The 13919-nt window shown below is 54.7% G+C and carries 6 protein-coding genes; 3 read left to right on the top strand and 3 right to left on the bottom strand.

What is annotated here, in order from left to right; all coding sequences use genetic code 11:
• Positions 1–8 precede the first annotated feature (8 nt).
• The 3 genes from ACO08I_RS18170 to ACO08I_RS18160 are packed head-to-tail and all read right to left on the bottom strand — an operon-like array spanning position 9 to position 11273.
• Positions 9–4436, bottom strand: a complete 4428-nt coding sequence (locus ACO08I_RS18170; RefSeq protein ID WP_421946688.1) for a hypothetical protein — start codon at positions 4434–4436, stop codon at positions 9–11.
• Entirely contained in the window at positions 4429–7908 is a 3480-nt protein-coding gene (locus ACO08I_RS18165) for a hypothetical protein (RefSeq protein WP_421946687.1), read from the bottom strand. Before ACO08I_RS18165 ends, ACO08I_RS18170 begins: the two co-directional genes overlap by 8 nt.
• Entirely contained in the window at positions 7905–11273 is a 3369-nt protein-coding gene (locus ACO08I_RS18160) for a DUF6603 domain-containing protein (RefSeq protein ID WP_282775393.1), read from the bottom strand. The genes ACO08I_RS18165 and ACO08I_RS18160 overlap by 4 nt, the downstream gene beginning before the upstream one ends.
• Positions 11274–11556: 283 nt before the next feature.
• Between ACO08I_RS18160 and ACO08I_RS18155 the strand changes: the two genes are divergently transcribed.
• The 3 genes from ACO08I_RS18155 to ACO08I_RS18145 all read left to right on the top strand — a co-directional run bounded on the left by ACO08I_RS18155 (position 11557) and on the right by ACO08I_RS18145 (position 13890).
• Positions 11557–11994, top strand: coding sequence for an RpiB/LacA/LacB family sugar-phosphate isomerase (locus tag ACO08I_RS18155; RefSeq protein ID WP_282775392.1), 438 nt, complete (start codon positions 11557–11559; stop codon positions 11992–11994).
• A gap of 98 nt (positions 11995–12092) precedes the next feature.
• A complete protein-coding gene (locus tag ACO08I_RS18150; protein WP_044219303.1) occupies positions 12093–12683 on the top strand; it encodes a DUF3109 family protein in 591 nt (196 codons plus the stop codon).
• A gap of 424 nt (positions 12684–13107) precedes the next feature.
• Entirely contained in the window at positions 13108–13890 is a 783-nt protein-coding gene (locus tag ACO08I_RS18145; protein WP_421946686.1) for an endonuclease, read from the top strand.
• The last annotated feature ends 29 nt before the right edge of the window (positions 13891–13919 follow it).

The raw sequence follows: 13919 nt of genomic DNA, 5'->3' as shown, positions 1-13919 counted from the left end.
TTGTTCTGTTATTCAATGGTGTTGCCCAGGTCCAGTCCTGCTAAATCGTCATCCGTAACTTCTGTAGGTGGTGCCTCTACGATACGTTGTTCCCCCGGAGGCGCACCAAACAGTAAGCCGCCGTACGCCCGTTCGCCCGCTTCTTCCGTGATGGACACTTCTCCTAAAACCAGCGGTAAAAACTGATCAAGAAAGCTGTTCTTGAGAATATCCGGGTCCACCCCGCGGAGCTTAGCCAGGTGCAGATTATCGAGAACCGTATTTTGCAAAACGGGCCAGTCCCATGCGGCGCCGCGCCGGGGTGTCATCGCCAACAGTACAGCATTGGGCGGCTCGGTATCGGGCTGATCGTATTGCAGGGCAATGCCTGCGTTCACTTCCGGATCGGGTATCAGCTCCTGCCAGTCATCAATTAGAAGTCCGGAAAAAGTACCGTTGCTGAAGGAAAAGTCCTCCTGAAGCTCAAGTGTCATCGCCATCGTATCGCCGTGGGGAATAAAACTGCCATATTCCTGCCCTACCCATGGCCCGGGCTTGCCTTCCCGCAACGGCAATTGCAGCAGTGACATCCCGTCGCCTTCTTTTGTCCCACCGAAGAGCCCCGTCAGCATCTGGCAACGGAAGTACAAGTCCATTTTAGAGCGCAAGGGGGCTTGTGTCTGAAGCCAGCGCTCAATGGCAAAATCATCAGCAGAGCTCTTCAGTTCAGGGTCGGTCATGGACTGTTGCAGCTGAGCAGCTGCCGGAAGCCGAAAATCAGGGTATATCCGGTAAAACCGGCCAAACAGCAGCTCCGTAAGGGTTTCCAAAAGCGCAACTTCCCCGGCAGTATCCTGACCGGGCGGTGGCTGCCTGAGCATTGCCGAGAGCAGCTGCGTACTTCCCTCCTGCCAGGTATCTATTGCCTGTGCCATACGCTTTCGGGCATCCTCAAGTATATTGCGGCAACGCCGGATTTCCTGTTCCAGCGTAAGCTTGTCCAAACGGTCAATCGCCGGTGGAACCGCTTTCACCCAGCCCAGTCCTGCATAGAAAAAAGTATCTTCCCGGATAGACCGAAGGCGTTGCTCCAGTTGCGGATGCGTACCGTTGCCGGAAATGCTGTTCGCCAGCTCCTGTGCCGTATCCAGTGCATTGGCCAAAGTGGTGTCCATGTCTTCCCACTCCAATGCCACATTCCGCAATTGCCGGCGCAGGAACTCCGGTTCCCAAAATTGCCCGGCAGCTTCCACCGACTCGTCGTTGGCCCTCAGAAAATCCTCAGGGCGCAGGCTGCGGGTTTCCATTAACAGCTTGCCAAGACCGGCGGCAAGAGGCTCTACGGCAAAAAGGGTGTAATCTGATGGATCAAACCCTGTGCGGTCTTGTTCCAGAATCTGAATTCTGGAAGTCAGAGGCAGGCTCCGTTGCCGGCGTACCACCCGCTCGATACGGTACTGAAGCTCACTCGTATCCGGATTTTCGCGCTGCAGGTGCATCATATACACCAGGTCTATTGGTTCAATCGTAATGTTCCGCAGAGGCATAGTCATTGCTTCAAAGACCGGATTGCCATCACTATCCACCCCGCTTTGCCAACGCACCCGCACCTTTATGAAGCTGAGGTCAGGCAACTGATCTTTTAACCAGCGGTTGAGCTTTGGGCTGACTACCGCCCGGGGCGAAAGGGGCCCGCCCCCAGTCACAAACGGGCGGTCCTGCAGCAGTACGCCCGTACGAAAAGTCAGGGGCACGCTGCTCTTAGGCTGGTCTACAATTTCCGGACGAGTAGGCTGTTCCCCGTCGGTCATAGCATCAAGAGCAGCTTTGGCACGGTCTGCCTGCCCGTCCACCAGTTGATAGACTCCTTCCGCAGCGAGCAGGTCTTTCACACTGTCAAGTTGCTCTGCCAACCCGGTTACGATGGGCTCCAGGTCAGCCACTACAGCCGCGCTAACTACTGATCGCCAACCTTCTGTTTCATCTTCGACGAGGGCCACAGCATCGATCACCCGTTGCGAGAAGTCTTCCTCTGTATCCGGGGCACTGCCCTGATTTTCTCCAATGACCGGGATCACTTCAAAGCGGTACTTTTCGCGCAGGTCCTGTATGAATGGCGCAAGTGTAGGTACTCCACCGTTCCGGAATTCCTGCATGGCGCGCTCCAGCCGGTAGCCCAGCAAAGCGGATAAGTCCTGCCCGTTGCGAACGCCTTCCAGCAGGAAAAGGGCATTTCTCATCCGCCCGGAGCTCAGCCCCACGGCAAAGAGGTTATCCCCGGTACCACTTGAGCGGTTGTTCTGATAACCGCTGCGCAAGACGGCCGCTGCGGTGGCATGGCGCAGGGAAGGCGCAGGAATGTACTCTGGTTGCACGGCCCGTTGTTCCGGCTTCAGGTGCTCCAGGTAGCCCCAGGCCCCGATGTAAATACCTTCGGCGTTTTCCTGCCGTATTTCCTGGAGCCTGAATGCGGCATAACTGCTCAGCCAGGCATCGAGGCGATACGTACAGCAGTCAAGGTGCTCCTGTACCATACGCCTCAGGTAGGGCGCAGGCCAGTCTTTAATCTCATTGAGCAACGCCTGAGGAGAAGCAGCTCCCGGTTGGGAAGAAGATGGCAACTGCAACCGCCGCTTTAGTAAATGGTACAAAATAGCCCTCGGAGGCGCTGAGCCGGGAGGGGCAGTATCCGGCCCATGCTCCGCCAGCCATTGCAGGTAATTTTGGTCTGAATCGGGCAATGGTGGGATCATGCCGCCTTCCATGCCCAGGAGCGGGTCTTCATCAGTGGCTTCAATCAATCTGCCATCATCGCCGGTCTCCCATAGCAAAGGACGGGCCTGGGTTTCGAAAAGCAACTTTTCGGTATTCTCTACACCGGGCATGCCGTTGGTACTAAGCTGGGCTGAGATGCTATCTCCCTCACGGTCAGCTCTGGCATCGCCTTCCGGAATGAGAAACAGGTTGCGCAGTGCTTCATCGCCAGCCACTTCCGGGCGAAGTGCAAACCTTTGCCGGTAGGCCACACTTGTAGGATGAAGCTGAAGTACCGATAACAATTGCAATTGCGCCTGCCGGGGGCTGACCCCTCTTTCGATGTGCGCCACCTGATCCAATTGAGCGCTGTACCAACGGTGCAGCGGCCAAAGGATATGGTCCCAAAGCTGCCGCAGCAAACTGCCTTCCGGATGGGCATGATTGCTATTCAGGGCAGACCATGAGAGTGCAGGTAGAATGCCATAGGGCTGATCATCAATTTGCAATGCAGGCAGATGCCCGCGCCCGCTTACCCAACTCACAAAATGTTGCCTGAGCTGACTGCGGAGGGCAGCGCTCAGGCTCGGCTGCCAGAATTCCAAAGCCTGTCCAAGGGTTACATCAAAGAGTAACTCATGTACTTTACGGGCATCCGCAATACTGCTCAGGCCACTGTTGTCAAGGCCTGCGAAGGTATCTACAGGCAAGCCTAATGCCAGGGCTAACTGCTCCGCATCGCTGCCGGTACTACCATCTCGTACGGGCACATCAGAGTCCCGGTCTTCGGGTGCGAGGGTGGAATCCGATTCCCGGGTATTGTTCGTAGGGGTTCCTACACCTGCCAGGTCCATGCCTCCAACTTTATACCGGTGGTTTTCCAACAGGCGGCCGAGTACAGCTGTACCTGATGCGGGTGCTGCTCCGCCCTTCCAACCCAGCACCGTCAGACGGTCAATTTGGTCTTCAGCCCCCCAACTTCCGAGTGGAATTCGCAGCGCCATGCCTACTTCCACTGCCTTGGGAAAGTCTGTCATCCACTTCAAATCTTCGGGCACCTGCCGGCCTTCCGGGGTGTCTTCAAACTCATCGGGGCTACCGGGATCGAGGCCCAGCCGCAGTGCTCCATCTTCGGTTTTATCAATTGGGGCGCCTTGGTAGTGGCGATGAGCGCCGGCTTGTTCTATGCTTACCACAAAGCGGTCGGGCAGGAGGTACGTGCGTGGTGCATTTGCCCAGCTCTCCTCGGTAGTTTCAAGATCCGGCAGTTGGGGGGCCGATTGTGGGAACCCCTCTGCATCCAATCCCCCTACAGGGCGGGTTTCCCGCAAAATGTAGCGGGCGCGTATTGGTCCGTAATCCTCTGACAGGGAGCGCCAGGCTCCGGCTTGCTGATCCTGCCGGTCGGTCTGACCTGCTGCCGCCCAAAGTGCCGCCCAGTAGTCCCCGGCAGCCGAGCGCTCATCTTCTGTAAGCCGATCTTCGTGGGTATGGACGAAAATATCATCAGGGTAAATCCGAACCCAGAGTTCTACCGGAGCAGCAGCAGGGTCAGGTGCGGGGACGGGCCCATTGCCCAGGGCATCCACCATAGGTTGTGTCGCAAACCGGGTTTGTACCTTAACCGGGAACAAAGCGATAGGTATAGCGCCATTCAGAGCCGACAGGGCATTGTTCAGTTGGTCTGCATTGGTTTCAGGCATCGGTTGGGAGTTTGATCATATCGGTAGCGTGCACGGCTGCCCGAAATGGAAGTTGTAGCAATATGCCCGCCATGTGGGCGCTGTTTTTGCCCCAGGTATAGGTATGAGGCTCTCCTGATTCTGGTGGCAACGGTTCTCTGCTGAGGTCATTTATGCGCAGAAAATCATGGGGTGCTACCCCAACATGAGGCCAGGCCAGGTCATTCCACTCATGGATTGAATCGAAACTACTGCCTGCATCCTCAGCCGTAATATCAAGCCCGAAGCGGGGCTCGCCGGGGCGTTCCTGTACCACAAAGAACCAGCCGGGATCGGTATCGCTGCCCAGTGCTTCCTCAGCAGAAATGGGAAAGCCGAAGAAGGAAATTTCCGGATCGATTTTGGCTTGAAAAACAGGCATTTTGCGTTGATTAGCCGTTGTGCCAGTAGTCAACCCTCTTGGCGCCTTCACATTTTTAGCCTTCTGCATGTACACGAGGGCATTCGGAAACTTCTTCAGCAATTCACTGCGAATGACGAATACCACATTGGGATTGTCCGGATCTGGTGGCGGAATGGGGCGGTCAGCCGGGAGGTTTTGCCCGAGCGGTTGGTCCATTTTGGTCAACAGTTCGATATCGGGAGGCGGAAAAGTAGTGTCCAGATTATCAGTATCGTCCCAAAAGCTGCGGAAATAGCTGCCGCGCTGATCCGTAGGGAACTCCCGCCACAGGAGTTCCCGCGCCATCTCGTGGTTGAGCCCGACCAGGTAAGCTTCAATGAAGCGTTGATTGACCTCAAGCAGGGAGAAGGTGTCCATGGGAATGCGCTGCACATTGGGCAGCATAAGCTCAGAGGAGATTTTTGCGAGTGCCTCGTAGGTAGCCTCCCTGAATTCCGGATAGGCGAGCAAGGGGCGCGTGCGGGTATCGGCTCCAGGCACCATGGTTTCAGGGGGCACCTGGACTAATTGGCGCAGGCGCTGATTCAGTCCCTGATAGGCCTCCATAAATTTTTGGATTTGTGAGCGGACCAGCCCGGGTGTCGTCACCGCAAACCCTTCCACGGTAACCAGCTCCATTTTGCGGAAAGTATCAGCCCCCCATTGCAGGTCTTCCCAATCTTTGCTCACTGATGTATTAGCCACTGCGGTACCCGTAGAAGTCTCATCAACCTGAAGGGAAATTTCCACCATCGGGTCCTGAGCAACCTCGCCTATATCGGCGCGCCGGAGCAAAGGCCCGTTCACCCGCGCCATTTTACGGTAATCCTGCCGCAAAGTGGAGGTGGGCAAGTGCAGGCGGGACAGCCGCAGAATTTCCTGCTCAAGACTGGCGATTTCACTTTTAAGCGTTTGAATCTCGTCCCGTTTATCTTCCTCATCATTCCGCAGCCCCACCAACTGATTGTTCAGAACGTTTAACTCATTCTGGGCGGTAGTTCGGGCGTTTACTTTGTCATTGCGGGTTGCTTCTTTTTGATCCTTGTCCGCTTCCAGCCCATCCCGTTGGGTTCCTAAGGCATCGCGTTCAGCTATGAGCCCATCGCGCTGTGTCACCCGTTGATTGCGCTGTGTTGTAACGGTATTTAACTGAGTCGTAATCGCTGCTGCCTCACTGCTGTTACTGGCATCGGCCAGGGCTTGCTCAAGTGCAGCGATTTCACCATTCAGGGTAGCGATTTCGCTATTTAAAGTGTCAATGGACGTAGTTTTCTCGCTGATTTGGCTATTCAGTGCAGCGATTTCGCCAGTAAGGGAGGTAATATCCTCTTCTAAAGCATCGATTTCTTCATTGAGGCTGTCGATTTGTGCTTCCTTGGCGGTAATGTCCGCTTCTTTCGCTGTAATGGCTTGCAGGATGCCCTGCAGTTCTGTTTCTGCGGTCTCCTTTTCGTTTATTTTTTGTTGCCGCGCATTGCGTTCTGTTGTGAGGCGTGCAGACAACTCTCCGGTTTGGAGTACCCGCTTACGGACAACTTGTGCCACAGCCTGCCCTCCGGCTCCACTTTCCGGGAATAACGACCGGGCATGCATAGATGACGAAAAAGCGGAGTACGTTGCCTCGTCCATATCATTAAAGTAGGAGCGCTGCAATTGCCGGGCCGTTTCCGCCGAAAAGCGAGCCAGCCGAATCCGTCGCTGGGCTTCCAGGATTTCCGCAGCCTGCTCCCAGGCACGGTCCATGTAAGCATCCTGGTTTTTGCGGACCACCAAAGTACCAAAGCCTGCTGCCACCCGGTTGCGTGGGTCAAGGTTAAGGGAATGGAACCAGGGCTTATCGCCACCTTCTTCCACGCGCGTCTTTCCGGCATGCCACTGCCCGTAGAGGGGCGGAAGAACGAAAGGATCGTCCGATTCCCCATCGATATCAAGTGAGGTATCCACCGGAGGGCCACTGCCAGAAGGGTCGTTCAGGTTGAGGATTTGCCGGAGCTTACCTACAAAGACCTGTGCTTCATCCTGAGCGAGAAAATCAAGGCGGCTTTCATCTGCATCAATAATTTGCAGGGCGCCCTCCACCAGTAACACCCCATCATCAACACCGGTATAACTCAGGTTGTAACCGGCGTCCTGCATATCCATTGGCCGGCGGCCCACTGGGTCTTCCATCACCCGTGCTTCGATACGGCGCACCAGGTATTCGAAATCGGCCTGATCGCTGGTTTGAAATTCCCATTCGAAATAAACCGGCCAGAGTTGTTGGTATTCGTCGTTTTGATGCGCCCCCCAGGAGGGTTGCTGTATGTCTTCATTCAGGATGCGCTCAGGCGGAGCGCCCAGGCCCGATAGCCGCCCCTGCTCAAAAGCAGGGAGGAGAAAAGCGGTGTAGCGGGTGTTGGGCTTGAGCCGGCGGGGGCAAATCAGACGGGAGGAGGCCAGGTTGGGGTCTTTTTCCACCAATTGCTGAAGAGCTACCGTCTCATTACCGGCAGGAAAGGGTTCATTGGCCTGCACATGTGCCCAGGCCCAGGTTTCGGAGGCTGGTGGAAAAGCAATCGGCAACTGCCCGTTGGTAATGGCAGAGAGGGCCGCCCCGGGCAGGAACCGGCGTTCAAATTCGGCTTCTTCCAGTACAACAAGTACCAACCACGGACGCAGCTTGCCATCTACACTACGGGCCGGAGTATAGCGCCAGGGAAAGTCCTCTTCGTAAAATTCGATGTACGGAAAGTAGTTGGGTTCAAAATTGCCCACATTAGCCCGTGGTTCTGTCCGGACCACCGCGTTGGCTTTGATGCCAGTGACATCGCCCGGGCCTACCAGCTGTACTTTTTTGTATACGGGTTTGCCGGGGCGGGCAGGGTCTTCCGTTGCCTCCGTGATGGGCTGCATGGACCAGCCGCCTACGGGTATGCCCTGCAAAGCCAGGCTCACATCAATGGTCGCCCGCCCGGTTCGCCCGGCAGTCCCGCCGAGCGTATCCTGTTCGTTGATATCCCTGCTGATGCCTTGCCGGGCCCAGGGTAAAAAGGTGTATTGTGCTATGCTCATAGTGTTTCGGTTTCAGTGGCCGGGGCAACGCGCAGGCGGTGGCCCAGCTGGGGTTTACGGAATTGAAGGGTCCGGAGGGCTTGCAGTGCCTCTGCCTCAGATTCGTACTTCAGGGCTGTGCCATTTAACTTGAAAGGCCGAAGGTTGCTTTGGTCCACGAGGCTGAAGGCCACAGCACGGGCCTGCACAGCCTGCTGGTTTTCCCTGCGCTTCAGCTCTTGTTGCCGCCCCTGCACAGAACGGCCCACTGCATTCCCTTTCACAAAAGTGTCATAGTCAGCCTGCTCCATGCCTGCTCTGGCCCGGTCTGCCGGACGGACGAAAAAGTCGGGCCCGTCGATGATCATCTGCTCAAAACGGTAACTGCGTTGTACTGCGGCATCAGGCTGCTCAGCGGTAAAGAGGTCCATGTTCCCCTCTACTTTCCTGCCGGACTGCATACGCTCGAAAGCATTGCGGCTCAACCGCTGGCTATCGGACAGCTTAATGAACTCCGCCGGCGCAAAGAAGTCCTTGATAGACGATGCGGCGCCGTATTGTTCTATAGAGAACTGAAAAGCGGTATAGTCATTAGGTTGTTCGTTGCCAATTTTATCAAAGCGCATCCCCAATGGCAGGCGGTCCTGACGTATGGCCAGCTGACCGGCAGGGTGTACAATGAGCTCCTCTTCGGGCAGCTCGCGCAGGGTCACTTGCAGGGATTTGGCTTTGGGCAGGGTGGCTTCCCAATTGCGGGTATCGCGTAAGGCTTCCAAAAGTAGCGGCAGTGCCGGGCGGGGCGGCAGCATTTCCTTTTGCTGTTTTCCAAAGCGTTTATTCACGCGAACTTTGACCTTGATAAACAGGATTTTGAAACTGGCGGTGCCTTTGATATGCCAGGGTGTAGGGCCCGACAGCGAGCCGCGCAGGTGAATGCCCAACAGCTCCCGGCTACCCAGCATCACCGAAAGGCCTGCTCCCACTTCCACAATAAAATAGAAGGGGCTGAAGCGGAATAGCGCATCCAGGTACAGGTAGCCGACCACCTTGAACTTACTCACCTTAAAATAAAAGTCGACACTCGCTCCAAACTGTACCGTATTGGAGGTCACCGCGAAGTAAGCCTGAATGGTCAGTCGGGGGTTATCGGTAGGCAGCAGGTTAATGGTAATCCGCTTGAGGTTGCCGTTGATGGCCCGCAGTGGGGGTGGCCTGAATGCCGGGTGGAAACCACCTACCGTAAACAGGAAGTTGGGCGCACTGCCCCAGTTGAGAGCGAAGTACATTTCCCCGGAAATACGGTATTGTGCCAGGTTAGATTCAAAGAGGGCCGCGAAGAAAAACATCTCCCCTTTTTCAAAGTCCACTCCACCGATAAAATTAGCCTGCAGGTTGATAATCGGCGCCCGCTTGTCTGGTAATTGCACCCGCACCACACCAATAATCGCCAGTTGCACGGGGTCAGGCACCTGTATGATCAGCCCCAGTTCCACCGCAATAAGCGTAGGCGTACCCCAGCCGATGATGCCCATCAGCCCGAAGGTGTAGAGCCCTTCCGCTACCGGGAAAAACTGGTTCAAGTCAGCAATAATGCGTGGGGCTTCCGCAATGGGATCATCCGGGAACATGACTGCGTCAATGGCATTGGTGCGTACCCCGGCGGCCAGCGCATCCAGGTTCATGCCCCGGTTGATAGCAATGAGGCCCCCAACACCGTTCAGCGTAAAGCCGAAGCCTAATTGGATCGGCTTGAATTCGGCAGTAATCAGCAGCAGGAAGGAAAAGCCCGGGCTGCCGTCCGGTTTTTTGGTTTGGATAATACCGATGGCTTTGACCGCCACCATTTGCTTGATGGTCAGTTCAGCCACACCGGCATACTCTCCCTTTTCAAAATCCAGGAAGAGGTAACCGCCACCTTGTATAGCAGGCGTCTCCAGCGACAGGCCAATGCCTTTGGGTGGTTTGAAATCCATCCCAAAATCCAGCACGCCGAGGTTACCCCCTGAGGGCTGGTAGTTGATCAGGGCTTTGATACCCATCTCCTGCACTACTGCCGTAAACGGACCGAGGAGCAGTTGCACATCCGTGCCCAGTGGAATTTCAAAAGCCGGGGGGATGCCCGCTTCCAGCTTAGGCTTTAGCCCCAGGCTGATACCTTGTATTTCTATAGCCCCCAATTCGATATGGGCGGGAATTTTCACTTCGAGCCCGGCACTGCCCCGGAAGTAGATCCCCTGTTTGCTGGACCAGCCGATGGTCAGATCGAATAAAGCGGCTATGCCATCTTTAGGAAGGAGGTTATTGAGAAAACCATCACTGCCTGCATTGAGGATCAGGATACGGCCGTCTTCAAGGCTCAGCTCCGTGAGGAACTCCAGCGTATCTCCGGTGGCGATACGCAGCCCGGCTTTGGCAGAAAATGCCTGGAGGTCCAGCCGGTTCCCTTCAGCAGTGCCCAGCAGCGTCAAACGCCCCGAGGGCCGGGAGGCTTGGATACCTGCCAGGACTTCACCGGACAGGTTCGTATCTGTTTGTTTTAGTGCAGCCCCATCAGGTGTTACTTCTATGTGAAAGCCGCCCTCCAGCGCGACCGTAGCCTGAAGGAGGAGCTCCAGCAAAAGGGAGGCGGTTTGCGTAAGCGTAACGGTCTGTTCTGCAGCGGCTTCTCCCTGTGGCGTAGCCCTGATACCCTGTTGCCCCAGAAGAGAAAGTTCAAAGCCAAAATTAGTAGCAACCCCTCCGGTGCCAGCTGCCCACATCGGAACGTACAGCTTTTCGCCATCATCCCTCAGTTCAGCATCAGCCGGAGGGAAACCTTTAGAGCGCTGCGCATTCAGCCACTCGCCCAAATGATAGAAAAGAAATGGATACTGTGCTTCGAAGCCCGCAGTGCCCCAGCCATGCCCTGCTTCAGAAAAGACAGCAGCAGGATCAGAAAAGAACCGCGGCAGACTCTCCCAGTCGATAGGCACTTCGCCATACACCGGTGCATCTTCGAAGAACCGATTCGCTTCATCCAGCTCAAACCGGATCCAGCCCAGCAGGCTGCCTAGCTGATAAAACCCGGACCAGTGATCCCGCAGGTAATCGGCCAGCAAATAATCGTTGAACCGGCGCGCGAAGACCGCCACATCATCAATCAGGCTGCCGGGGCCGATGCTGCGGGCATCCTCCACCCACTGCCGGAGTGCCTGAAGCTGGGCAGGCAATTCCTGTTCCGTAAAGTTGGCGGGTAAAGCAGGAAGTTGGTTTTGGATTTCCGCAATTGGACCGCCGGGAAACATGCGTTGCAGTACGCCCTGATATTTGGCAGGGTCATAAACCTTGCCCAGTTCCTGAGCAAGCTGCTGCAATGTGGAAGGAGGATTGTTAGAATTGGTAGGCATAGCAGGGAAAGTCAGAAGTTGTGAAGAGGAATGGTTACATCATTCGACTGTACTTCTGAGTGCTATACTCTCAGGCATAGGTGAGCCCATTTCGGGCCATGGTTTTTGGGCATGGGTGGGTTTTTAGGTGTTGTTCAAATAATACACGAATGCACATTTGGGTTTTAACGCCTACAATTTACTTTTTATTTGGCTAAATATCAACAGATCAGTATTTTTTATCAAATCCTTTAGCTGCCTCACAGCTCAGACCTTTTCTTTATATTTTTGAAAAAAAGGGAACATGACCATCGCCATAGGAAGTGACATGGACGCCACCATCCTCAAAGTAGCCGTTGAAGAACTGCAAAAACGCGGGCACGAAGTGCTGCCCTTCGGTAGGCTGCTCACCGCCGAAGCCCCCTGGCCTAAAGTTGGGATGGAAGTGGCGGAAGCCGTAGTGAGGGGACATGCGGATCAGGGCATTGTATTTTGCTGGACGGGCACCGGTGTCAGCATGGCCGCCAATAAAGTCAAAGGTGCCCGGGCTGCGCTGTGTTGGGATGCGCCCACCGCTGCTGGTGCCCGACAGTGGAATGATGCTAACATACTCGCTATGAGCCTGCGCTATACCTCTGAAGAAATGCTAAAAGAGATACTGAACGCCTGGTTCAGCAACGCCCCCAGCACAGAGGAGGAAGACCAGGCCTGTATCCGGTATCTGAAGGAAATGGATGCCTAAAGTTTGTAGTGTAGAATCTACGGTCTGATGACAGGTAAGTTCCTGATGTTGCCTATTTTTGTTTTTTAATAAAAAGTAAGCCTAAACAGGTACAGCACATGTTGATGATCGGGGATATATTGATAAGTGACGATGTGGTCAGTGAGCAGTTCATCTGCAACCTGGATGCCTGTAAGGGCGCCTGCTGCTGGGAAGGTGACTATGGTGCGCCTCTTGAGCAGGAAGAGCTCCGGACTCTGGAGCGTATTTACGATGACATTCGCCCTTTCCTCAGCCCTGCCGGACGAGCAGTCATTGAATCCGAAGGGCCATATACCTATTATGAAGGGGATGCTCAGGAATTTGGCACACCGCTCATTAACAATGGGCCGTGCGCGTACATGACCTACGATGAAAACGGTGTGGCCCAGTGTGGCATTGAACGTGCGTATAAAGCCGGGGCCACTGACTTCAAAAAGCCGATATCCTGCCACCTCTATCCCATTCGGGTGGAACGCCACGGAGCCACAGGAATGGAAGCCCTGAATTACGACCGCTGGGACATCTGTTCCGCCGCCTGCACACTGGGCAAAAAGCACCAAATGCCTGTCTACCAGTTCCTCAAAGAAGCGCTAATCCGAAAATACGGCGAGGGCTTCTACCATCAACTTGATGCCGCCGCCAAAGAATTACCACAGCTAAAAAAATGAATAGTTTGACTATTCCCTCAAAAATACCTACCTTTACCTACTGAAATAGCACCTTAAAATAGGAAACAGCGAATTTTGGCTGTATCTCCACAACAACTTATAGCAGCACTACTACATACCCCCCTGTTAACTGACAATACCTTTGGTATTTCCTAGCCAAAGCTATTACTCAGATGAATCGTATAGATTTTTGGGTAAGTCAGTACTGTTATCCCTGATTATTGATAGTCCGCATCCGGAGTAATCCGTCATATTCCCAAACAGACACTCACAGGACCGAAGACCGCCGGGGTTAAGGGCTTAGGCCTGTGATACCATTCCATAAGATTCACGTTTAACCCCCCTTTTGAAGTTGGTTTTTTGGGCAGCCCCGGAGCTTTATTCGGGGCTGCGCTTTTTTTATCTTCGCACAAAAACCAACTGCATGCGCTTTTTGCTTCCATTCATTATCACTATTTCGTTCGCTACAAGACTGGGCGCTCAGCCCACTGTACCCCTGTTTTCCAACCTTGAGGGCAATGACCTGCTACAGGCCGTGCAGAAACGGTTTACACCTGCTCAGGTACTGGGCTACGGCCCTGCCCGTGACATCATGTATGGCAAAATTGACAACTACCGCGATACCGTCTGCGGCATCTATTCCGGTCATTGCCTTTACCTGCCACCGGGAGAAGACCCCTCTCAGGCGCTTTATCAGGAAGGCAGTGCAGATGGCATCAATTGCGAGCATGTATACCCACGCAGCAAGGGCGCCAAATATGGGAATGCGAAGTCAGATATGCACCACCTCTTCCCCACCCGGCTGGCGGTAAATGCCGCCCGCGGCAATGCCCCCTTTGCCGAAATACCGGATGAACTTACGGAGCACTGGTACTACATGGATACAGAGCAAAGCAATGCCCCTGACCAACAGATTGACCACTACAGCGAATCAACCGGCGAGCAATTCGAGCCCCGTGAGGACCGCAAAGGTGACATTGCCAGGGCTGTGTTTTATTTCTACACCATCTACCGGCAAGAGGCCCTGGAAGCGGACCCGCTATTCTTCCAGATACAACGCGAAACGCTACTGCTCTGGCATCAGCTCGACCCGGCTGATGAGCGGGAAATCGCCCGCACTCAGGCCATCGCCCGACATCAGGACGGGAAGCCTAATCCTTTTGTCATTGACCCCACACTGGCGGAGCGGCTTTATCGTACGGAGTAGGTTAGATTTGTCATTGACAGCCAGAACTA

The sequence above is a fragment of the Phaeodactylibacter xiamenensis genome (genome assembly GCF_965229835.1).
Classification (GTDB): domain Bacteria; phylum Bacteroidota; class Bacteroidia; order Chitinophagales; family Saprospiraceae; genus Phaeodactylibacter; species Phaeodactylibacter xiamenensis.
This window is presented reverse-complemented; position numbering and strand designations above follow the sequence as displayed.